Genomic DNA, 22593 nt, shown 5'->3' on the forward strand with positions numbered 1-22593 from the left:
TCCACGGGTCGTCCGTCCGCCTACCGTCCCGCCGCTGAGCAGCCGGGCGATCATCCCGGCCGCACATCACACACACCCTTCATGCAGACCAGAGGAAGGTGCATGAGGTACTTCCGTCTGCTCGTTCTGGGCAACGGCATCTCGGCGTACGGCAGTTACCTGAACATGGTGGCGCTGAACGTGTTCGTCTACGACGCCACCGGCAGCGCGCTGGCCGCCGGCCTCTTCATGGCCGTACGCCTCGCGACCAATGTCGTGTCGGGCTGGGTGAGCGGCCGTCTCGTCTCGGCGTACGACCGCAAGCGCCTCATGGTCGGCGCCGACCTCGGCCAGGCGGCGGCCCTGTTGACGCTGCTGCTCGCCCCGGACGGCGCGCGCACCGGACTGCTGTACGCCCTCGCCGTGGTCACGGGCGGCTGCTCGACGCTCTCCCAGGTGGCCCTGCGCAGCAGCATCCCGGAGATCGTCGGCGCCGAGCACCGCGTCCGGGCCAACGGGCTCCTGGTGACCGGGCGTTCGCTCGCCATGATCGCCGGGTTCGCCTCATCGGGACTGGTGGTCGCGGAACTCGGCTACTCCGCGGCGTTCGCGCTGGACGCCGCGACCTTCCTGGTCTCCGCGACCGTGCTGTTCCTGCTGCCCGTACGCACCAGGGCGGCCGAGGCGGACGGCGCGGGCGGTGGGGCCGGTGGGTCCTCCGCTGCCGCGCGTTTCACGGCCCGCATGCTGCTGGGCACGGCCCCGGTGCTGATGGCGATGATCGCCGTCCGGGCGGTGGACGGGCTGGGCTCCTCGTCCCACAACGTCGCCCTGCCCATCTACTCCAGCGGTCTGGATCCGGACCATCCGGCGACGTTCATCAGCCAGTTCTGGGCCACCTGGGCGATCGGCAACATCGTCGCCCAGCAGGTGATCGGCAAGGTCACCAAGAAGACCGGGCGGACCCCGGGGGAGCGGGCGTTCGCGCTGGGCGCGTGCGTCATGTCTGCCGGGTTCATCCTGGTCTTCAGCGGACTGCCGACCGTGCCCGCCATCTTGGCCGCGCTCGTCGCCGGAGCCGCCGACGGATTCACCGAGATCGTCTACGTGTCCAGGCTGCAGACCGCACCCGACGACCAGCGGGGCCGCCTCTTCGGGCTCTCCGCCTCGGCCGAGAACACCGGCTTCGGGCTCGGCATGCTGGTCAGCGGCGCCCTCCTGGAGGCCTTCTCACCGCTGCAGGTCGTGGCCGCCTTCCACGGCCTCGCCATCGCTCTGTGCCTCGCCCTGCTCCTGCTGCTGGTCAGGAGAGGCCGAACGACCAGGCGGCGCGCGGCGGAACCGGTCGGCGGGGACAGACCGACGGTGACGGAGGGACGCGGCTGATGAGCACGAGCGAACCGGCCCCGTGGGCGGCCCTCGATCCGGATCCGCGCATGGCCGTCATCGGCATGGCCTTCCGGCTGCCCGGCGCCGACACGCCCGAGGAGTTCTGGCGCGTCATCCGGGACGGCACGGACTGCGTCACGCGGTTCACTCAGGAGGAACTGGCGGCGGCCGGTGTCCCCGCCGAGGAATACCGGGCACCGGACTTCGTCGGCGCCTCCGGTGTGCTGCACGACATCGCGGGTTTCGACGCGCAGCATTTCGCGATGAGCGCCCGCGAGGCCCGCCTCACCGACCCCCAGCACCGCATGTTCCTGGAGTGCGCCCAGCACGCACTGGAGAACGCCGGCTACCCGGACGAGCGGGACGGCACCCGCGTCGGCGTCTACGCCAGCACCGGATACCACCTCTACACCCTGCGGAACTACCTTCTTAACAACGTCCTGCCCAGCCAGGCCGCCACCGACTGGATGGCCGGCATGCAGATGACCGTCGGCAACTACACCGACTTCACGGCCACCCGCGTCGCCCACCGGCTGGGCCTCACCGGACCCGCCGTCAACATCCAGACAGCCTGCTCCAGTTCCCTGGTCGGTGTGCAGTCGGCCGCGCAGTCGCTGCTCATGGGCGACTGCGACATCGCCCTCGTCGGCGCCACCGCCGTCCATGTCCCGCAGATCCTGGGCTATCGCTACGTCAAGGGCTCGATCCTCTCCAAGTCCGGCCGCCTGCGGCCCTTCGACGCCGCCGCAGACGGCACCGTGGGAGGCACGGGTGTCCTGGCCGTCGTACTGAAGCGGCTGTCCCGGGCCGTCGCCGACGGCGACAAGATCCACGGCGTCATACGCGGCTGGGGCATCAGCAACGACGGCGCCGACAAGACGACGTTCACCGCGCCGAGCGCACAGGGCCAGCGAGTGGCCATCCGCCAGGCCTTACGACGGGCCGGCGTCGGCGCGGACACCATCGGCTACCTGGAGACCCACGGCACCGGCACGCTCAAGGGCGACCCGATCGAGTTCGACGGCGCGGCCGGGGCCTACCGCGAGGACACCGACCGCAAGGGCACGTGTGCCCTCGGCTCGACCAAGGCCAACATCGGCCACCTCGACGTGGCCTCAGGACTGGCCGGCCTCGTCAAGACCCTGCTGGTCCTGCGGCACGGCGTCATCCCGCCGATGGCGAACTTCAGTGAGCCCAACCCGCGCATCGACCTCGACAACAGCCCCTTCTACATCCCCCGGACCGCCAGGCCCTGGCCCGACGGTGACGTGCCGCGCCGCGCGGGCCTGACCTCGCTCGGCGTCGGCGGCACCAACGTCCATCTGATCCTGGAACAGGCCCCCGAACCGGCGCCCCGGACCGACGCCGTCTGCCCGCCGGACGTCCTGCTGGTCTCCGGAAGCACCCCGCAGGCCCTCGCGGACAACGCCCGCGCCCTGAGCGACCGGCTGCGGCAGTCGCCCGAACCGCACATGGCGGACCTCGTCACCACCGCAGCCCTCGGCCGGGCCCACCGCCGTCATCGGCTCGCGGTCCGCGGCTCCACCCCGAAGGCCCTCGCCGACGCCCTCGACTCCTGGGCCGCCGGCACGGCAGGAGCGACGCCGACCATGGGGACGGCACTCCAGGACGGACCCGCGCGCGTGGCGTTCCAGTTCACCGGGCAGGGCAGCCAGTACCCGGCAATGGCCGCCGACCTTCACCGGCGCTTCCCCGTCGTACGCGAGGTGCTCGACGCCTGCGAGGACCACCACCGCGACCTCACCGGCGATCCGCTGCTGACACACGAGGCAGCCGGGGAGGGGCCACCGCAGGACACCGACACCGCGCAACCCGCGCTCTTCGCCCTCCAGTGCGCGCTCGTCCGGCTGTGGCGTGAGACCGGCATCGAACCGCACGCCGTCACCGGACACAGCGTCGGAGAGTACGCCGCCCTGTACGCGGCCGGAGCCCTGTTGCTCGACGACGGTCTGCGCCTGACCACCGCACGCGGCCGGCTGATGCGGCAGCGCTGCGAGCCGGGCGCGATGGTCGCGGTACCCCTCGACCACGAGGCCGCCCGCGCCCTGGCCGCCGGGATTCCCGGCCTGGAGCATGCCGTCACCAACGGTGAGCGAGCGCAGGTGCTCGCCGGGCCGGTGGCGGCGGTGGACCGGGCCTGCGCCCTGCTGGACGAGCGTGGCACACCGGGTCACCGGCTGCCCGTGACCCGCGCCTTCCACACCGCCTTGATGGAACCGATGCTGGAGGAGTACCGCAAGCTTCTCGACGACGTGCTCTTGCGGCCCGTACGGGTTCCGTTCGTCAGCGCACTGGACGGTGCGACCCGCCCGCCCGGCTGGATCCCGGACGCCGACCACCTCGTACGGCACACCCGCGAGCCCGTCCGCTTCGACGCGGCGCTGCGCGGCATCGGCGCACAGCGGCCCGGCGTACTGCTGGAGATCGGGCCGCACACCACCCTCAGCAACCTCGCCCGCCGCGCGCTGCCCGAGGTGCGGTCGCTGCCCTCGCTGCGGCGCGGCACCGGGCTCGACGCCCTCTGGGGCGCTGCCGCCGGCCTGCACTGCGCGGGCGCGGACGTCGACTGGCGAGTGCTGCTGGCCGGCGCCGGGGGCCGGCGGATCCCGCTGCCCGGCTACCGATTCCAGCACAAGGACCACTGGACCGGGCCGGAGTTGACGGCCCCGAGCACGGGAACACCAGCGAGAGAGGAAGCGGAAGTGGTACAGCAAGAGGCAGTGGTCGGGCCCGTCCTCCACAGCATCGTCGAGGCGACCGCCCGGCACCTCGGTGAGGATCCGTCGGCGATCGTCGGCGACGCGTCCTTCTTCGACCTCGGCGCCGACTCGCTGCAGATGATCAGTGTGCTCCGGGAGCTGGAGCAGGAGCACCAGGTCAAGGTGACGATGCGCCAGCTGTTCGAGGAGACCGGTACGCCGCGCCGGCTCGCGGAGTTCATCGTCGCCCGCATGCCGGGGTCGCCCCCGCAGGACGTCCCGCAGCCGGGCTTCGCGACGCAGCCCGAGCCCACGGTCCCCGCACCGGCTCCCGGGCGGCCCGCAGTCGCCTCCGCTCCGGAGCCCGTGGCCGCGGTACCTGCTCCCGCGCCTGCGGCCGCGGTACCTGCTCCCGCGCCTGCGGCCGCCGTACCCGCTCGCGAGCCCCTGGCCGCCGCACCCGCTCCCGACTACGCCACCCGCGAAGAGCTGGAGGATCTCGCCCACAAGCTCCAGCAGATATCCCGGATACAGCTGCAGATGATGTCCCAGCTCTCCGAACTGCTCGCCCTCCAGACCACCGCCGCGGCGGACCGTCTCAACGGCAAGGCGGCCCAGTGACCGGGCTGAACGGCATATCCGCCGCACTGGACCAGGACCTCGCGGCGATGACCGAGCTCTCGCAGCGCATCGCCGAGCAGCTGCGGACGGGCGCCGCCACCCCCGCCCCGGACCGGAGGTCCCCGGAACCGGCGCGCGTCCACGGCCCCCGGGTCACGGTCGCGAAGAGCTCCGGAATGGTGCGGGACGGCTCCCCGCACACCCAGCAGGACCACCTGGACGACCTCGTACGCCGCTACACCGCCAAGACGCCGACCTCCAAGCGGATCGCCCAGCGCTACCGCCGTGTCCTGGCCGACAGCCGTGCCGTCGTCGGCTTCCGCAGCGGCACGAAGGAGATGCTGTACCCGATAGCGGGCCACCGGGCGAGCGGGGCACGACTGCAGGACGTCGACGGCCACGAGTACGTCGACATCACGATGGGTTTCGGTGTCCTTCTCTTCGGCCACGAACCGGACTTCGTCACCGAGGCCGTCCGCGAACACCTCTCCCGCGGCATCCAGCTCGGCCCGCGCACCATCGAGACCGGTGAGGCGGCCGAACTCCTCGCCGAACTGACCGGCCTGGAGCGGGTGGCCTTCGCCAACTCCGGCACCGAGGCCAACTCGGCGGCCATCCGCCTCGCCCGCGCCGCCACCGGCCGTGACAAGATCGTCACCTTCCGGGGCGCCTACCACGGCCACGCCGACAACGTCCTCGGCCGCACCTCGGGCAGCGGCGCCGACCAGCTCACCGTGCCCGTCTCCCGGGGCATCCCGCAGGCCGCCGTCTCCGATCTGCTGGTTCTGGAGTACGGCAGTGACACGGCCTTGGAGACCATCGCCCGGCACGCCGACGACATCGCCGCGATTGTCGTGGAGCCGGTGCAGAGCAGGCATCCGTCGCTCCAACCCGTCGAGTTCGTCCGGAAGTTGCGGGACCTGACCCGCCGTCACGGCATCGTGCTGCTCTTCGACGAGATGCTGACCGGATTCCGCCCGGCCCTGCGCGGCGCGCAGGAGCTGTACGGCGTCACCCCGGACCTCGCCACCTACGGCAAGCTGCTCGGCGGCGGCTTCCCCATCGGAGCCATCGCGGGCCGCGCCGACATCATGGACGGCGTCGACGGCGGCTTCTGGTCGTACGGCGACGACAGCTACCCGCCCGCCGACACCACCTTCTTCGGCGGTACGTACATCCAGCACCCGGTGTCGATGGTCGCCGCACGCGCCGTACTGACCCACCTCAAGGAGCACAGCCCCCGTTTGCAGGAGCGGCTCAACGCGCGCACCGCCGAACTGGCCGCGACGCTGAACGACTTCTTCGAGGACGAGGAGTACCCGCTGCGGATGAGCCACTTCGGCTCCCAGTTCCGCTTCGAGCACCGCGCCGACATGGAACTGCTGTACCACCACCTGATGCTGCGCGGCGTGCACGTCTGGGAGTGGCGCAACTTCTTCCTGTCCACCGCCCACTCGGACGGCGACCTCGAGTTCGTGGCCGACGCCGTACGGGACTCGCTGCGCGAGCTGCGGTCGGCGGGGTTCTTCCCGGGCGGGCGGGCCGTGGCACCGAAGGCCGCGCCACCGAAGCCACAGCCGAAGCCGGAGCCGGCACCGGTCGTGCCCGCGACCCCGCCTGCTTCCCCGCCTGCGCCCGCCCCGGTGGCCGCCATGGCCTGGAACTCCGCAGCCGTGACCGGCTCGCGCACGGCACCCGCGCACCGGTCCGCACCGCGCACCCCCGACTTCAGCGTCTACTTCTTCGGTGACTACCCGCAGGACGCCTCGGCACCGAGGCAAGGACAGTACGAACTGCTCATGGACGTCGCCCGGTTCGCCGACCGGCACGGCTTCCATGCGCTGTGGATGCCCGAGCGCCACTTCCACTCCTTCGGCGGGCTCTTCCCGAACCCGGCGGTGCTCGCGGCCGCGCTGTCCCGTGAGACCGAGCGGATCCGGCTCAACGCGGGCTCCGTCGTCCTGCCGCTCCACGACCCGATCCGGGTCGCCGAGGAGTGGTCGATGGTCGACAACCTCTCCGGCGGGCGCGTCGGCATCGGCGTAGCCAGCGGCTGGAGCGCCAAGGACTTCGCCTTCTTCCCCGACCGTTTCGGCAGGCACAAGGAGCTGATGTACGAGCAGCTGGAGGAGGTACGAAGGCTCTGGCGCGGCGACGCGGTGCGCCGGACCACCGGCGACGGCGAGGCCGAGCTGCGGCTCTTCCCGCGGCCGGTGCAGGACGCTCCGCCCCTGTACACCGCGGTGGTCGGCAATCCGGCCTCGTACGAACTCGCCGCCCGCCACGACCTGGGCATCGTCACCAACCTCATGACCCAGACCGTCGAACAGCTCCGGGACAACATCGCCCGGTACCGCAGGACCCGGGCCCAGCAGGGCCTGGACCCGGACGCCGGGCGGGTGGCCGTTCTGCTGCACACCTACCTCGCCGACGACCACGACACCGCGCGGATAGAGGCGTACGAACCCCTGTCCCGCTACATGCGCGCGTCCCTGTCCGTGTTCAGCGGCGTCACCAACAGCCTCGGTCACCACATCGACCTGGCCGCGCTGAGCGAGGACGACCTGGAGGCGGTGTTCCGCCGCGCCTACGGCCGCTACTGCGACCAGCGCGCCCTGATCGGCACGGTGGACAGCGTCCGTCCGGTGGTGGACGCGGTGACCGAGGCCGGTGCCGACGAGATCGTGGCGCTGGTCGACTTCGGCCTCGCCCCGGACGACCTGCGCGCGGGCCTCCCACGCCTGGACGCCCTGCGCCGCCACCACGGCGGGGGGCGCGCTGCTGCGTCGCGCCCCGCCGAACCCGCGAGGGCCGAACCGGCGCCGACCGAACCGGCGAGGGCCGAACCGGCGCGGGCCGAAACCGCCCGGACCGAAGCCGAACCCACCGACGCGCCTTTGTCGCCCGGCCAGGAACGGATCTGGTTCCTCGAGCGCCTCCTTCCGGGACGCACCGCCTACAACGAGGTCAAGGCGATCCGCCTGGACGGCCCCCTCGACGTACCGGCTCTGCACGCGGCACTGCGCGGTCTCGTCGCCCGTCACGAGGGGCTGCGTACCGTCCTCCGCGACACCGGAGGCGAGCCCCGCCAGGTGGTACGGGTATCGACCGAGCCGGACTTCGAGGTCGTGGACCGTCCGCTTCGGGACGTCCTGGCCGCCGAGAGCGCCCGCCGCTTCGACCTGGCGAACGGCCCCCTCTTCGTCGCCCGGCTGGTCAGGCTCGGCGAGGCCGAGCACGTGCTCGTCCTCTCCCTTCACCACATCGTGGTCGACGCGGCCTCCGCCACCGTCCTCGCCCGCGACCTGTCCGCCCTCTACCGCAGCGCACACGACGGCACCGCCCCCGACCTCCCCGAGCTCACCTGGAGCTACGCCGACCACGCCAGGGAACAGGCGGCGTCCGCGAACGGCCCCGAGGCCGACGAGGACCTGTCCTACTGGCGCCGCATCCTCGGCGGTGACCTGCCCGTCCTCGCCCTGCCCACCGACCGGCCGCGGCCCACGACGATGACCTCCAACGGCCGGGCCGTCTTCCATACCCTCGACCCGGAACTCTCCCGAAGCCTGCGGGAGTTGAGCCGCGCCCGCCGCAGCACCCTGTTCATGACGCTGCTCGCCGGGTACGCGGCGATGCTGCACCGGGTCACCGGACAGACGGACATCGTCGTCGGCACCCCGATCTCGGACCGGCCCGAACGGGCCGAGCACCTGCTCGGGTTCTTCGTGAACACGCTCGCACTGCGCCTCGACCTGTCCGGCGACCCCGCGTTCGGCACGCTGCTGGACCGGGTGCGCACGGTCGCCCTCGACGCGTACGACCACGCGCGTGTGCCCTTCGAGACGGTGGTGCGCGAGCTCGCCCCGCCCAGGGCGGTCGACCGCACACCGGTGTTCCAGGCGTTCGCCGAGTTCCAGCGCGCCGAGCCGTTCCGCTTCGACCTGCCCGGCATCGAGGCCACACCGCTGGACGCAGGCCCGGACAAGTCCCTGACGGACCTGACCGTCTACTTCACCGACCAGCCGCACGGCATCCGCTGCCATCTGGAGTACAACACCGACCTGTTCGACGAGGAGACGGTCGAGGGATTCTTCGCCACGTTCCGGGATCTGCTCGCGGCGGCGGTCGACACACCCGAGGCACCGCTGTCGCGGCTCGCTCCGGCAGCCGTCGACGGGGAGCCCGTACCGTCGTCCTGGCGACACGGTCCCGCCCGCCCGCTCGCGGCCACCACCGTCCACGAACTCGTCGCACGGCAGGCCGAGACCCTCCCCGACCGCACGGCCGTGATCAGCGCCGACAGCACCCTGACCTACCGCGAACTGGACGACCGCGCCGAGCAGTTGGCCGCCGCCCTGCGGGCCCAGCCCCCGACGGGCACACGCGAGGTGGCCCTGTGGCTGCCCCGCTCCGCCGACCTGGTCGTCGCCATGCTCGCCGTGCTCAAGGCGGGCCTCGCCTATGTGCCGCTCGATCCGTCCCTCGGCCGGCCACGTGCCGAGCAGGTCATCGCCGAGTGCGGGGCCCGGATCGTGGTGTCGCCGCGCGACGAGGCGGCCGCGCTGAGGCTGCCCGCGGGCGTGAGCGTCGTACCGCCGGACGCGACCGCACCCCGTGCGCCGCGTACGACGACCGACCCCCGGTCCGCGTGCTGCGTCCTCTACACCTCGGGCAGCACGGGCACCCCCAAGGGCGTCGTGGTGCCCCACCAGGCTGTCGTCGACCTGTGCGAATGGCAGCACCGCCGCTTCGCTTTCACGCCGGCCGACCGCAGCGCCGTCGTGTGCAGCCAGAGTTTCGACGCCTCGCTCCTGGAGATCTGGCCGGCGCTGATCGCGGGAGCGTCGGTGACCATCGCCGGCGAGGATCTGCGCCGGGATCCGCTCGCCCTGGCCCGGTGGTACGGCGAGCAGGGCGTCACCTTCTCCATCCTCCCCACCGCCCTGGGCGAGCAGCTGCTGCGGCTGCCCGCCGCCGACCAGCCGCCGCTGCGCCACCTGCTGCTCGGCGGAGACGTGCTGCGCACCCGCCCGCGGCCCGAGGCGCCGTACGAGACGGTGAACGTGTACGGCCCCACCGAGGTCACCGTGCTGTGCACCACGGAAACCGTCGCCCCGCAGGAGCAGGACCCCGCCCGCCCGATCGCCGTCGGCCGTCCGGTCGACAACGTACGGCTCAGTGTGCTCGACGCGTCCGGCGGCCCGGTGCCTGTCGGCACGGTCGGGGAGTTGTACGTCGGCGGACCGGGCGTGGCCCTCGGCTATCTGCACCGCCCGGGACTGACCGAGGAGCGCTTCCTGCCGGACCCGGACGGCGGTCCCGACGCTCGCAGGTACCGCACGGGCGACCTCGTCCGCTGGACGGTCGACGGAAAGCTGGAGTTCTGCGGCCGGGCCGACGACCAGGTGAAGATCCGTGGCTTCCGGGTCGAGCCGGAGGAGGTCTCCCACGTGCTCAACGCCCTGGACGGGGTGCGTGAGGCGGCCGTGCTGGCCCGCCGCAACGATCGGGGAGAGGCCTACCTCGCGGCGTACGCCGTGCCCGCCGACCCGATCGGAGCGGCGGCCGACGACCGGCAGGCCTTCGCCGACCTCCTCGCCGAGGACCTGGCGTCCCGCCTGCCGGAGTACCTCGTGCCGCGCGCCTGGCGGATCCTGCCCGCCCTGCCCCTGTCCGGCAACGGCAAGCTGGACCGGTCCGCCCTGCCGGCACCCGACCTGGTCACCACGGCACCGAACCGAACGCCGTCCGGCGTCGGCGGGGAACCGGCGGGCGGTCACCGCACCGACGTCGAGCGGCGGGTACGGGAGCTGTGGGCGGACGAGTTCGGCGTCGACGCCGGCGGCATCGCGGCGGACGCCTCGTTCTTCGACCTGGGCGGCCACTCCATCACCGCGATGCGCCTGGTCAACCGGGTCCGCGAGGAGTTCGGCACCGACTACCCGATGCTGCGCTTCTACGAGGAGCCGAGACTGCGCGCCATGACGGACCGGCTCGCCCAGCCGACGGGCGAGACGGCGGGCGGTCCGCGGGCAGGCGAGGTCGGCACGGTGGAACGCAGGGCACCCGCCACCGCGCAACAGGCCCGCTTCGCCACGGTGCACGCCGACCATCTCCTCCCGCAGGTCTTCAACGTCGCCCTGCGGATCACCCTCTCCGGAGACCTGGACGTGGCAGCCCTGCACACCGCCTTCACCCGGCTCGTCGAGCGCCACGAGGGACTGCGCACCCGCCTCGCCCGCAGCGGGGACGGCTGGGAGCAGCAGGTCCTGCGGGCCGGACCCGTGGAGCTGCCGGTCGAGGACCTCTCCGCGCGGCCGGAGCGGGAGCGGCAGGCCGCCCTGGAACGGGTCAGTGCCGACGCCGCCGAGACACCGCTCGATCCCACCGACCGGACCCCGATGGAGGTCCGCCTCGTACGCACCGGCGACAGCTCCTGGGTGCTGCTCCTCGTCCTGCACCACTCGGCGTGCGACGGCTGGTCCGTCAGCCTGCTGTTGCGGGAACTGGCCGTGCTCTACGGCTCCGCCGTGACGGGCGAACCGCACCCCCTGCCGCCCGTGCGGTGCCAGCCCGCCGCGTACGCGCGATGGCAACAGGAGCAGACCGACGAGGCCGCCGACGAACGGAAGCTGCGGTTCTGGGTGCGGGAACTCGACGGAGTGCCGTTCACCGTCGACCTGCCCCTGGACCGGCCCCGCCCGCAGCGGCCCAGCGGCCGGGGCGGCGCCGTGATGTTCACCGTGCCGGCCGAACTGCGGTCCGGCGTCGAGCGCCTGGCCCGGCGGCGGGGCACGACACCGTTCGTGGTCACGGCGGCCGCGCTGGGACGAATGCTCGCGCGCAAGGCCGGGCAACGCGACGTCGTGTTCAACATCTCCTACGCCAACCGGGAGCGCCGCGCGTTCGAGTCCCTGCTGGCCTGCACGATCACCGGCTTCGCGCTGCCCGTGCGGGACGGTGCCGACGGGTCCTTCGCCGACCTGACGGACCGGGTCGCCCGTACGGCCGTGGAGTGCATGGACCAGGCCATGCCGGTGCGCCGGATCGCCCCCGCGCTGAAGGAGCTCAAGGGCGTCGAGGTGCCGGACCGGCTGGACGTGGGCTTCGCGTACCAGAGCTCACTGAACGCCGAGATCGAACTGCCCGGGATCACCACGGCGGTCGAGGATCTCGCCCCCGCCGCGTCCCGCACGGAGCTCACCTTCGGGCTGGTCCCGGCCGGGGACGAACTCAAGGGCTTCGTGGAGTACTCGGCCGACCTGTGGGACCGGGGCACCATCGAGGGCTGGACCCGCGACTACGTCGCCCTCCTGCGTGAGGAGGTAGACCGGGCCGTCGAGGGCTGACCGCGCCCGCGACACCGCCCCGCAGGCTGCCGGCGCACCTCGGGGCGGTGTCGCCGACGTTCACGCGGCGCTGCTGCTGCGCGGCATCCCGTGCCGGCACGTCACATCGTGCTCGTTGCCGAGGCTCGTCCACCAGCGCTCGCAGCACGCCGAGTCGAGCTCCGCCCTGACGATCGCCTCGGCGGCGTCGCCCTCACGCCCGGCCCGCGCGACCATCTCCAGCAGCCACCGCCGCTGTTCGCCGATCACGGTCTCCCGTACGACGGCGATGAGCGGCACCAGACCGGCGGCCGCGAACAGGCACGCGGCCCACACGGGGCCGTACCGGATTTCCAGGACCGAGGTCCAGACGAGCCCCGCGCTCGTGGCGGCGTAGAGGACACAGAGGAGGCGGCTGGAGCAGTTCATGGGCGTACACCGTCCTTGCGGAGGATAAATACACCTTGTCCAACTGCTGACCGCCCGCGTGGACTCGGGTGATTTTTCCCACCGTGACCGAACAGTGTGGTCCATCGGTAATGCCTAGGACCTGTCCGGCGGCGCGGTCGCTATACGCGGACCGCGCGCTTCCCCTGGAACGCGGAGCGGTAGGCGTGCGGGGTCGTGCCGACCACCCGGCGGAAGCGGTCGCGGAACGCCGTGGGTGAGCCGAACCCCGCCTGCCGCGCGATCCGTTCGACCGGGTGATCGCTGTTCTCCAGCAGATACTGGGCCCGCCGCACCCGTGCTCGCAGCAGCCACTGCAGCGCAGTGGTGCCGGTCTGCTCACGGAACCGGCGGCTGAGGGTGCGCTCGCTCATACCCGAGCGCTCCGCCAGCTGCGCCAGCGTGACCTCCTGGGCCAGATTGTCCTCGATCCACTCCAGGAGGGGTTCGAGCGCCGAGCCGCGCGGTACCGGCGGATGCTCGTGCACGATGAACTGTGCCTGCCCGCCCTCCCGTTCCAGCGGTACGACGGACATGCGCGCGGTGTGCGCGGCGACCGCCGAGCCCAGATCGCGCCGGATCATGTGCAGGCACATGTCGAGTCCCGCGGCCGCTCCGGCCGAGGTGAGGATCTGCCCGTTGTCGACGTACAGCACGTCCGGCTCGACCTCGATGTCCGGGAACCGCCGGGCCAGTTCGTCGGTGGCCATCCAGTGGGTGGTGGCGCGCAGCCCGTCCAGCAGTCCCGCCTCGGCGAGGACGAAGGCGCCCACGCACACCGACGCGATACGTGTGCCGGCCTGCGCCGCCTGCCGCAGGGCCGCCACGACGTCGGGGGAGGGCGGCCCGGTGTCGTCGCAGCCGGGCACGATGATCGTGTCCGCGTCGGCCAGTCCGTCGAGCCCCCGGTCGATGCGCAGCGCGAAGCCCTCCGTGGGCACCTCCGGCGACTCGGCGCACAGCCGGACCCGGTAGGGGCGGCGCCCGTCCGGCAGTCGCGTCCAGCCGAACATCTGGAACGGCGTCGCCATGTCGAACGGCACCACGTTGTCGAGAACCAGGATCGCCACGGTGTGCATGAACGCCACCCTAGGCGGATTCTCGCCAGGAACAGAAGCCCAGGTCACCGGGGACGGCCGGGGTAAGGCGCCGGACACGGGGCTGGCGAGAACCCGTTGGAAGCTGTCAATTCAGCCTCTGTGCGATCACCGGGAAGATCCCTAGCGTGGGCCGGGCCGCCCCGCGCGCGCCGACCCCGGGGCCCCGATTCCCGCACCGACACGGAGACCGACGCCACCCCATGACCAAGATCCTCCTCACCCTGCACGTCCTGGCCGCCATCGTCGCCGTCGGCCCCGTCACCGTCGCGGCCAGCATGTTCCCTCCGGCCGCGCGCCGCGTTCCGGCGACGGACGGAGCCGTGGCGGTGGGCACCGTCCAACTCCTGCACCGCATCTGCCGCGTCTACGCGGGCATCGGGGTGTCGGTCCCCGTCCTCGGCCTGGCCACCGCACTGGCGATGGGCGTCCTGGGCAGTGGCTGGCTCATCACGTCGATCGCCCTGACGGCGGCGGCCGCCGGAGTCCTGGTCGCGTTCGTCCTGCCCCGCCAGGAGGAACTCCTGGAGCAACTGACCGCCGACAAGCCCGTCGAGCACTCGGCCTCCGTTCAACTGGCCATGTTCACCGGCATCTTCAACGTGCTCTGGGCCACCGTCACCGTCCTGATGATCGTGCGGCCGGGCTCGACGACAGGGGCCTGACCCACCAGGGGCGCGGAGCAACGGCCCACAGTACTGGAGCCTTCCGAATCGTCGGACCCTCGCATCATCGGTGAGTTACTGTACGAACACGCTGCGTTGCCCACCGTCAGTCGAGGAGGAACTCCGTGACATCACCCTGCGACCCCCAGCACGCGCCCGCCGGCGATGTGGGCGCAGCGCTCATGATGGTCGACTCCCGGCTGAAGGCCATCTACGACGACAAGACGCAGCCCGACGCCGAACAACAGGCGCTGACCGACCAGTTCGCCGCATCCCTGGGCCCCGGCGGAGTCGATGACATGCTGGACGGCGCCTGCACGCTCATCTACATGTTCATGCAGTGGCTGCGGATGGCCTACGAGGAGCACGGCAAGGAAGTCATCGAGTGCGTCGTGCCCAACCTCGTGGCCACGATGCGGATGATGCCCAGGAGTATCCGCCCCGAGGCCATCCCCACCATGGCAGGGCTGCTTGTCGCCGCCGGCACGGGTCTGAGCCCCAGCCTGTGGCGCAAGCAGTACGGATACTGGACCAAGGACGAGATGAACCCCCTGGAAGCCACCGCCTTCCTGCTCGCGGAGCACATCAACCGGCTCACCGGCGACCGCGACTTCGCCACCCGCATGATCGGCGAAGCACTGTCCGGCGTGGACGAAGGCTGACAGGCGGCCGTCCGGCTCGATCAACCCTCAGTGGCGTCGCCCGTCAAGCACTCTGGCAGAATTCATACTTCAGTGTGCGTCGGCGCCTAGACTCGACAGCCGTGCCCAAATGCACACAGGGCCACGACAGGAAAGGCGCGTTGACGGGTGTTCCAGGATTGCCCCATCTACGACCGGCTCATCGCTGAGCGCGGCGACATCCCCACCCAGGTGCGTCGGGAGGCCGAACGCGTCAGCCGGGAAGTCGAGTTCGCCATGCAGCCGCTGCTGTCCGGCGGCACCGCACACGCTCCCGTACGACCGGCAGCCCCCGCCCCGACCTGGCAGCGCACCGCCCTGCCGCCGGGCCCTCAGCAGATCTGAGCCCGGGCTCTCGCATCAGACGACCTTCGCGCTCGCCCCGTTGACCCGCGCCTCCCGCCCGGCCGCGGGTCGGGCGAGCCACTCGGCGATGGTGCGGGCGATCGGCTGGCCGGTGTCCACCTCGACGAACCCGAACTGACCGGACTGGTTGCACTCCAGGAACCACCACGTCCCGTCGCCGTCCTCGACGAAGTCGAAGGCACCGTAGGCGAGTTCGGCGTCCCGCAGATAGGCGTGGACGGCCTCGGCGACGCGTGGCGCGACCTCGACGGGCTGCCACGGCGCCTTCGACTCGGCGAAACGGACGTCCACCTCGGCCTCGGCGCCGGTCGCCTTGCGGGCGGCCAGGAGCCGCTCGCCCACCGCGGTGAGACGTATGTCGGCCCGCTTGGCGACGCGCCGCTGCAGCAGCGTGGGTCCGAACGCGACGGCGGAGAAGTCCGCGTCCGGGGCAACCCTGCTGGTCGGCACCGCCCGGGGCGGATCCTGCGGATGCGCGCCGGACACCGGTTTGACCACCAGATCCGGAAACCGCGCGGCGAACTCACGGGCGGCCTGCGGGAACGTCGTGATCAAGGTGGCCGGAACGGGCAGTCCGCAGCGCTGGGCCAGACGCAACTGCCAGGGCTTGTACCGGGCCCGGCGAGCCGCGTCGGGATGGTTCATCCAGCGCGCGTCACTGCCGCGCAGCATGCCGTACAGCGCCTGTCCCGCCTCCTCCGCCAGCCAGGCGGACGGCGCGGCCGCCCGGGACGCCGGGGTCCCCGGCCTGCGCACCCAGACGGACCGCAGCCCGCCGATGCTCACCAGCCGTCCCGCGGCCGACAGATGCCCTCGGAAGGCACCGTGCACATACTCGCCCGACAGAGCGACCCCGCCGGTCAGATCGGCGGGATCGAGGCGGACCACCGGGACGCCGGACGCGTTCAGGTGCACGACCACCATGTCCGCCGTCACGTCCTCTTCGCTGGTCAGAATCAAGACGGTCATCGTCGCCGCCCTGTGTTCAGTCGTCGAAGTGGGTCTTCGACCCCGCGGTGGACGTCGTGGTCCCGAGCTCCCGCAGCAACGCGTGATCACCAGCGGCTATCCGCCCGTCACGGAGCACGTTCAACTGCAGTCCGGAGTCGTAGACGTACGGAGTGCTGACCTCCAACTCCGCTGCCGGCCGTGCATAGTTGAGCGCGAACGGTTGCATCGTCTCTCCCTTACAGGTGCTGCTCCGAACGAGCCTGGTCACCCGGCGCCGCCCCTCGGTCCGCCGGCGCCCTTTGGCATCCACTTACTTAAACGAATCGAACGCGTGGTTGGTTTCCTTACTTTCTGTAATCAACGGGGTCGGGCGCTCCGGCGTGGGGAGAGCGGCGCAGGGTACGCAGTGCCAGCAGGAGCACGCCGATGTCGTCCAGATACACCGGATCGGGCACCAGATCGGTCGGCAGCACGAAATAGAGCAGGGCACCCCAGAACACCCACCGCGGCCCCGTCGGCAGCCCGGCGCGGCGCAGAGTGCGCCGCGTTCGCACGAGCCGCACCAGCACCGCGACGGCCACGGCGAGCAGGACGGCCGCGAGAGCCACGGCGACGACGATCAGCGTGGTGGTCGACTCCACCGGACCCTCCTTCAGCCCTCGGTGCGCACCACACGCACTGCTGGTCGGATTCCCCCTCGAGGCGTGCGCATTGCATGACGGCGGTCACCCGGCGCACGTCTTCACCCGTCAGGAGGGAAGACGCACCATCGGCCCGGACACCTCCCTGGCCAGGCGTGCGGTCCGTCCAGCCACGCACCGGAGAGGACCCGCTCGACGCAGTACGCGGCCCGTACGAGCCCTGCGCAACCGCCGTACGCACCCACGCGCACGGACCGACCGCAGTCGGCTCCGTTGCTTCTCCCGCCCCCGCTAGCGGTCCGACGCCTCCGGCTGCTCCTCGGCGGCCCGGCGGGAGCGGGCCGAGCCCTTGAACCGCTCGAAGGTCCGGGTCAGCTGCTGGAGCGGGGACGCGGACGAGCCGGCGGGCGGCTGGGGCCGCGGTTCGGCCACGGCGTCGGCGGACTCCTTGTAGGCGGCCAGCGCCGCGTGCGCCTGCTCGGCGGCCTCCCGGTACAGGTCGCGGGACTTCGTCATCGCCTCCAGCGCCTCGGCGTACATCGCCACCAGCTTGCGCTCACGGGCGAGCTCCTCCTCGAGCGTCAGCAGCCGCCAGTCCTCCCGCAGGGCGGTGAGGGCGTCCTCCGCGCCGTCCGGCAACGGTCGCGACAGTGCGGCGAAACGCGTCACGGCGTGGATGAGCTCGGCCGGCTGCGAGCCGTCGAGGAAGACGCTGCGTACGGCGAAGTCGTCCACGTCGTAGTCCGACGGCGGCGGAGTCCCGGGCAGCACCACGGCGCCCCCGCGCGGCACCTGGACGCCGGCGTCGCGCAGCGCCCAGTTCACGACGCGCAGTTGGCTCGGCGCCGCCCGGTGTTCGACCACCCGGTGGCGCAGGCCCGGCGGCAGCATGCCGGCCAGCGGCACGCGGCCGCGCTCGTCCGTCGTCATGGCCTCGTGGACGACGACATGGATGCTCCAGCCGTCGCGCAGGGAGTCCCGCAGCACGCGCCGTACGTCCTTGTCGTCCGGGGGCAGCGGGTTGATGTCCCGCAGACGCAGGCCGGTGACCGCGTCCTGGTCCCAGGGCGTGTCCGGGTCCTGCGGCCAGAACATGGCGGCCGGCGACGGCCAGCGGGGGTCCCACGGGGCCTCCGCCTCCGCGGCCAGCACCCACTGCTGCCCGCTGCCGGAGTCGTGCTCGACGGTCAGCCGGGCCCGCACGGTCACCGACCCGGCGACCCGCCATCGGGCCTCGAAGATCCACTCCTGGGCGCCCTCGGACTCGGGCACCTCCAGAAAGTCGTCTATGTCCCCGCTGTCCTTCAGCTGCCGCAGGGTGAGCCGGAGGACATCCTGTGCGGCGGGTCCGGGGTGGCGGCCACGGGCCAACCACACCGAGGGCGGGATCGTGGGGCGGGCGCTGGGGGAGCTGGGCATGGGTCCATCTGTGGGCGGGGGTACGTGTTCGTACCAGTATCGTCGCCGCAGGTGTCTGTCCATCGCGCGGGGTCCGCACACGGGGTGTGCGGACGGCGCACAGCACGGCCGCCGTTCACTCGTGGCCCGCACCACGTCCGGTCATGACAATGGCCCGGTGGGCAGGACCCGCCCACCATCCGCATTGGGGCGGGTCCTGCTCACGCCTCGATGCCCGCTCAGCCGTGGTAGTTGATGTACCCGTTGCCGTCCGCGTCGTTCCCGCTCTTGGTGTAGGAGTGCGAGTCCGCCCCGGCCCCCGAGGGCTTGTACAGGTAGATCGAGTCCTTGTCGTTGTTCCACATGAAGTTGCAGTTGTCGCGGTAGACGACGTTGCCCGCGTCGGAGTCGGTGCCGTTGCCGCCCCGGAGTTTCACGTAGTCGCCGGGCTGCAGGTAGTGGTTGGCGGTGAAGGCGAAGCGGTTGCCCGCCTTGTCCTTCACGACGTAGCCCTTGAGGTTGACCGTGGTACCGGACGAGTAGTTCTTGATCGTCAGGTACTCCTCGTCCGTGTTGCCGGTCCGGCAGTTGTTGGAGTCGCTGCCGGGCGCGTCGTACTGGATGCCCTTGATCTTCAGTGCGGACGAGTACTCGGTGGCCTGGGCCGGCGCGGCGGACAGTGCGGCCAGTGCGCCGACGGTGGCGGCGGATATGGTGAATTGGCGTATGCGCATGGAGAAACATCCCCCCTGTGTGGAGCTTCTGTGAAGATCAGGAGTGTATACAGCCGATACGGCAGCTGTACCGACTTCACCGGAATGTGAGACGCGGGTGCGTCAGTGCGGGTACGCCCGAGGCGGCCGCTGGTGGGGGAGTTCGTCGCGGAACTCCTCGATGACCGAGCTGATCTGGCGCATGAGCGCGGTGTTCTCCAGCCGGTCGAGATAGAGGTTGCGGCGGGCGAGGGCGGGCGCGTCGACGCAGAAGTACAGGGCCATGAGCGGGTTGACGAACAGCTCGCTGTCCCTGGTGCGTTCGGTGAACCGTACGTCGCCGAAATCACCGCGTACGGCGGCGGCGACGGAACCCTGGACGATGCTCGGGTGGCCCGGTGTGCGCCGCTGGGCATGGTCGACCGCGTCGAGGTAGAGGCTCGCCTCGCGGCTGTCGCGCGGCAGCGAGAACGCGCCGAGGTAGCCGCCCTCGCGGTCCAGCGCGGCGAGGTTCTCCAGCACCAGGGAGTGGTTGACGCCGTGATAGGCGTCCACCCCGAAGCCGAGGCACGCCACCAGCCGCACCGGAACCTCGTCGAGCCCGGCCACGGCGGCCAGGCTGGCCATGTCCTCCTCGGGAGTGCCCAGCCCGTGTTCGTCGCCGCGCATCAGGATGTCGGTCCCGCCGTCCACCAGCACGACGGCGTCCACGCCGTTCAGGTGCTCCAGCAGCGCGCGATAGGCGTCCCTGAGCGGGCGGACGCCGGTGCGGGCGAACGCGTACACCGTGTCGGGCAGGTCCTGCGTGGCCAGCCACTGGGCGAGTGCGCGCTCGGGGAAGTAGTCGCCGCGGGCGGCGGTGTCCGGGCGTATCGCCGCGACGTCGTGGTCCACCCAAACGCCGAGGTCCAGTCCGTACAGGTCCGCGAAGGACAGGTTGGCCAGGTGGACCTCCTTGCCGGCCGCCCGCAGCGCGAGGGCCAGTGGCACACCGGCGTACACGTCGAAGCCGCCGCCCGCGCCGACGACGAGCACCCGCCGCGCCTCGCGCAGCCGGGTGAAGAAGGGAGGTTCGAGGAGTGAGAACACCGGGGGACGCTAACAGGCGGCGATCAACGGGGCACGTGAGAAAGCCGAGAGGGCCGGGGTGTGAACCCCCGGCCCTCTCGGTCGGTCCGCGCCGGCGGCTTACGCGCCGCTCTCCCGCAGCATGTCCTCACGCTCGACGATCTTCACGCGCTCACGGCCCTGCGGCTCGCCCAGCGCCTTCTCGGCGGCGTCGAGCTTGTACCAGCCCTCCCAGGTGGTGAAGCGGACCTCGCGCTCGGCGAGGAACGACTCCACGGCCTCCGGCTCCGGCGAAGCCGGCGTCTGCAGACGGCCGTTCGCGAAGTCGTCCAGCAGGTTCGACACGGTCTCGTTGGCGTCGCCCTTGGTGTGGCCGATCAGACCGACCGGGCCGCGGCGGATCCAGCCGGTGACGTACGTCGACTGCAGGTGCTCGCCGGACTCCTGGATGACCCGGCCGCCCTCGTCCGGGACCGTGCCCGACTCGATGTCCCAGGGCAGCTTGGGGAGTTTGTCGGAGAGGTAGCCGACGGCGCGGTAGATCGCCGTGACGTCCCAGTCCTTGAACTCGCCGGTGCCCTTGACGTTGCCGGTGCCGTCCAGTGCGGTGCGCTCGGTGCGCAGGCCGACGACCTTGCCGTCCTCGCCGAGGATCTCCGACGGCGACTCGAAGAAGTGCAGGAACAGCTTGTGCGGCCGGTTGCCGACGTCGCGGATCGCCCAGTTCTCCAGGGTCTTGGCGACCATGTCGGCCTGCTTGTTGCCGCGCCGGGTCTCGATCGAGCCCTCGTCGTAGTCGATGTCCTCGGGGTCGACGATGACCTCGATGTTGGGGGAGTGGTCCAGCTCCCGCAGCTCCATCGGCGAGAACTTCGCCTGCGCCGGGCCACGGCGGCCGAACACGTGGATCTCCAGCGCCTTGTTGGCCTTCAGACCCTCGTAGACGTTCGGCGGGATCTCCGTCGGCAGCAGCTCGTCCGCCGTCTTGGCGAGGATGCGGGCCACGTCCAGGGCGACGTTGCCGACGCCGAGCACGGCGACCTTCTCCGCCTGAAGCGGCCAGGTGCGCGGCACGTCCGGGTGGCCGTCGTACCAGGAGACGAAGTCGGCGGCGCCGTAGGAGCCGTCGAGGTCGATGCCGGGTATGCGCAGTTCGCGGTCGGCCATCGCGCCCGTCGAGAAGATCACGGCGTCGTAGAACGCGCGCAGGTCGTCCAGGCTGATGTCGTTGGGGTAGTCGACGTTGCCGAAGAGGCGGATCTGCGGCTTGTCGAGCACCTGGTGGAGGGCCGTGATGATGCCCTTGATGCGGGGGTGGTCGGGGGCCACTCCGTACCGGATCAGTCCGAACGGCGCCGGCATGCGCTCGAAGAGGTCGATGGACACACCGGGTTCGGCGGCCACGTCGGACTTGAGCAGGGCGTCGGCGGCGTAGATCCCGGCGGGGCCGGCTCCGACGATGGCTACCCGCAGGGGGCGGGGCATGATCAGGTTCCCTTCGAGCGGCGACAAAGCGATCTCGTCGGGAAGCCTAAACTAAGGCAAGCCTAAGTCGGTACACGGGTCCGATCTATGAGCTCATAAGGACACTTTATGAGCCGCGCAGGCTTGCCGGGCCACTCTCCCATGCCCGTGCGAGGCGGGTTCGGGCAGGTCCGGCGCCCGGCCTGTGCGGGGCGCCGGGTGCCGCTCAGTCGAGGTGGTAACTGTCCCCGTACACCTTCCAGTCGAGCGGTGTGTTCAGGTCGAGGTTGCCCTTGCGCAGGAACACCCGCTGGGCCGTGTCGACGCGGCTGGTGTCGCTGTGAGCCTCCTCCTGCTTCATCGCCCACACCCGCGCGTCCAGGAAGGCGTGCAGGTAGGTGACTTCGTCGCCGCCCTGCGCCGGAGGCCGGGCCCGGTTCAGGGCGCGCCTTCGGATGTTGCGGAAGCTGGTGGGGTCGGTGCCGTCGCCGTGCATGACGATGGCGTCGTAGTAGGCGAACTGGCCCAGCACCCGCAGCCCGTCCGTCTTGCCCTGCCGCACGGCCGGGTTGAAGTAGACCCGGTCGCGTTCGTGGTCCTGGGCCCGGCGGAACTCCTGGTCCTGCGCGGCCCGGGCCCAGTCGCGCGGGTAGTGCGGGTCGAGCCCGTCGTGCGAGTCGGTGCCGTTCACCCGGCGCAGCGCCGGCAGGTAGGCCGCGAGGATGTTGCCCGGGCGGCGGTCGGCGTACAACTCGACGAGGTCGAGCATGTCGCCCGTGCCGGAGCAGAAGCCGATGATGCCGGCGGTGTAGCCGCGGCCGTCGCCGATGTCCTCGATGTACTTGTACTGGGCCTTCCAGTCGAGCGAGGAGTTCTCCGCGCTCGACACCAGCTTCATGGCGATCTCCTTCTTCGCCGGGTCGTCGAGCCCCACCGCCGCGCGGAGTGCGGCGGCGCGGGTGGAGTCGATGAGGGGGACTGACGCCAGGGACGCGCCGATCAGCGCGAGGAGGGTGCGGCGTGAGGTGTGTGTGGAGTGCTTCACGGCGGCTCCAAATGGTGGTGG

The 22593-nt window shown here is 71.4% G+C and carries 16 protein-coding genes; 6 read left to right on the plus strand and 10 right to left on the minus strand.

What is annotated here, in order from left to right; genetic code table 11:
- The first annotated feature begins 102 nt into the window (after positions 1-102).
- Genes ACIBAG_RS31045 through ACIBAG_RS31055 form a run of 3 tightly spaced genes read left to right on the plus strand, consistent with a single transcriptional unit; the run spans position 103 to position 12058 of the window.
- Positions 103-1365: an MFS transporter gene (locus ACIBAG_RS31045; RefSeq protein WP_399109564.1), complete on the plus strand. Its 1263-nt coding sequence runs from the start codon at positions 103-105 to the stop codon at positions 1363-1365.
- Positions 1365-4709, plus strand: coding sequence for a type I polyketide synthase (locus ACIBAG_RS31050; RefSeq protein ID WP_399109565.1), 3345 nt, complete (start codon positions 1365-1367; stop codon positions 4707-4709). The genes ACIBAG_RS31045 and ACIBAG_RS31050 overlap by 1 nt, the downstream gene beginning before the upstream one ends.
- Positions 4706-12058 carry a MupA/Atu3671 family FMN-dependent luciferase-like monooxygenase gene (locus ACIBAG_RS31055; RefSeq protein ID WP_399109566.1) on the plus strand — a complete coding sequence of 2451 codons (7353 nt, stop codon included), beginning with the start codon at positions 4706-4708 and terminating at the stop codon, positions 12056-12058. Before ACIBAG_RS31050 ends, ACIBAG_RS31055 begins: the two co-directional genes overlap by 4 nt.
- A 60-nt stretch (positions 12059-12118) precedes the next feature.
- On the opposite strand, the gene ACIBAG_RS31060 is transcribed toward ACIBAG_RS31055, so the two are convergent.
- Positions 12119-12466 (minus strand): hypothetical protein, encoded by a 348-nt coding sequence (locus tag ACIBAG_RS31060; protein ID WP_399109568.1) that lies wholly within the window; start codon positions 12464-12466, stop codon positions 12119-12121.
- A gap of 140 nt (positions 12467-12606) precedes the next feature.
- A complete protein-coding gene (locus ACIBAG_RS31065) occupies positions 12607-13572 on the minus strand; it encodes a GlxA family transcriptional regulator (protein ID WP_399109569.1) in 966 nt (321 codons plus the stop codon).
- A gap of 212 nt (positions 13573-13784) precedes the next feature.
- Here ACIBAG_RS31065 and ACIBAG_RS31070 point away from each other — a divergent pair, with 212 nt between their 5' ends.
- The 3 genes from ACIBAG_RS31070 to ACIBAG_RS31080 all read left to right on the plus strand — a co-directional run bounded on the left by ACIBAG_RS31070 (position 13785) and on the right by ACIBAG_RS31080 (position 15271).
- Positions 13785-14246 carry a DUF2269 family protein gene (locus ACIBAG_RS31070; protein WP_399109571.1) on the plus strand — a complete coding sequence of 154 codons (462 nt, stop codon included), beginning with the start codon at positions 13785-13787 and terminating at the stop codon, positions 14244-14246.
- A gap of 125 nt (positions 14247-14371) precedes the next feature.
- On the plus strand, positions 14372-14908 hold the full coding sequence (locus ACIBAG_RS31075; protein ID WP_399109572.1) for a hypothetical protein: 537 nt from the start codon (positions 14372-14374) through the stop codon (positions 14906-14908).
- Between the two features lie 147 nt (positions 14909-15055).
- Positions 15056-15271: a hypothetical protein gene (locus ACIBAG_RS31080; protein ID WP_399109573.1), complete on the plus strand. Its 216-nt coding sequence runs from the start codon at positions 15056-15058 to the stop codon at positions 15269-15271.
- Between the two features lie 15 nt (positions 15272-15286).
- Here the strand turns inward: ACIBAG_RS31080 and tgmB are convergent, their stop codons facing one another.
- The 8 genes from tgmB to ACIBAG_RS31120 form a co-directional block, all read right to left on the minus strand.
- Positions 15287-16261: an ATP-grasp ribosomal peptide maturase gene (tgmB, locus tag ACIBAG_RS31085; RefSeq protein WP_399109574.1), complete on the minus strand. Its 975-nt coding sequence runs from the start codon at positions 16259-16261 to the stop codon at positions 15287-15289.
- A gap of 16 nt (positions 16262-16277) precedes the next feature.
- On the minus strand, positions 16278-16469 hold the full coding sequence (gene tgmA / locus ACIBAG_RS31090) for a putative ATP-grasp-modified RiPP (protein WP_399109576.1): 192 nt from the start codon (positions 16467-16469) through the stop codon (positions 16278-16280).
- 118 nt (positions 16470-16587) lie between these two features.
- Complete coding sequence (locus tag ACIBAG_RS31095) at positions 16588-16884, minus strand: DUF1232 domain-containing protein (protein ID WP_399109578.1); 297 nt, start codon at positions 16882-16884, stop codon at positions 16588-16590.
- Positions 16885-17175: 291 nt separating this feature from the next.
- Positions 17176-18303, minus strand: coding sequence for a hypothetical protein (locus ACIBAG_RS31100; protein WP_399109580.1), 1128 nt, complete (start codon positions 18301-18303; stop codon positions 17176-17178).
- A gap of 218 nt (positions 18304-18521) precedes the next feature.
- On the minus strand, positions 18522-19016 hold the full coding sequence (locus tag ACIBAG_RS31105; RefSeq protein WP_399109582.1) for a lamin tail domain-containing protein: 495 nt from the start codon (positions 19014-19016) through the stop codon (positions 18522-18524).
- 102 nt (positions 19017-19118) lie between these two features.
- Entirely contained in the window at positions 19119-20084 is a 966-nt protein-coding gene (locus ACIBAG_RS31110; RefSeq protein WP_399109583.1) for a DUF1152 domain-containing protein, read from the minus strand.
- A 99-nt stretch (positions 20085-20183) separates the two neighbouring features.
- Positions 20184-21548 (minus strand): FAD-dependent oxidoreductase, encoded by a 1365-nt coding sequence (locus tag ACIBAG_RS31115; protein ID WP_399109585.1) that lies wholly within the window; start codon positions 21546-21548, stop codon positions 20184-20186.
- 205 nt (positions 21549-21753) lie between these two features.
- Positions 21754-22572: a chitosanase gene (locus ACIBAG_RS31120; protein ID WP_399109587.1), complete on the minus strand. Its 819-nt coding sequence runs from the start codon at positions 22570-22572 to the stop codon at positions 21754-21756.
- Positions 22573-22593: the final 21 nt, after the last annotated feature.

Source organism: Streptomyces sp. NPDC051243 (assembly GCF_044455405.1).
In the GTDB taxonomy this organism is placed as follows: Bacteria; Actinomycetota; Actinomycetes; order Streptomycetales; family Streptomycetaceae; genus Streptomyces.

What these genes read in the sequence shown, in the direction of transcription:
- ACIBAG_RS31060 (WP_399109568.1), bottom strand. Translation starts at nt 12,466, where the DNA reads ATGAACTGCTCCAGCCGCCTCCTCTGTGTCCTCTACGCCGCCACGAGC.
- ACIBAG_RS31105 (WP_399109582.1), bottom strand. Translation starts at nt 19,016, where the DNA reads ATGCGCATACGCCAATTCACCATATCCGCCGCCACCGTCGGCGCACTG.
- tgmB (WP_399109574.1), bottom strand. Translation starts at nt 16,261, where the DNA reads ATGACCGTCTTGATTCTGACCAGCGAAGAGGACGTGACGGCGGACATG.
- tgmA (WP_399109576.1), bottom strand. Translation starts at nt 16,469, where the DNA reads ATGCAACCGTTCGCGCTCAACTATGCACGGCCGGCAGCGGAGTTGGAG.
- ACIBAG_RS31115 (WP_399109585.1), bottom strand. Translation starts at nt 21,548, where the DNA reads ATGCCCCGCCCCCTGCGGGTAGCCATCGTCGGAGCCGGCCCCGCCGGG.
- ACIBAG_RS31050 (WP_399109565.1), top strand. Translation starts at nt 1,365, where the DNA reads ATGAGCACGAGCGAACCGGCCCCGTGGGCGGCCCTCGATCCGGATCCG.
- ACIBAG_RS31100 (WP_399109580.1), bottom strand. Translation starts at nt 18,303, where the DNA reads ATGCCCAGCTCCCCCAGCGCCCGCCCCACGATCCCGCCCTCGGTGTGG.
- ACIBAG_RS31045 (WP_399109564.1), top strand. Translation starts at nt 103, where the DNA reads ATGAGGTACTTCCGTCTGCTCGTTCTGGGCAACGGCATCTCGGCGTAC.
- ACIBAG_RS31070 (WP_399109571.1), top strand. Translation starts at nt 13,785, where the DNA reads ATGACCAAGATCCTCCTCACCCTGCACGTCCTGGCCGCCATCGTCGCC.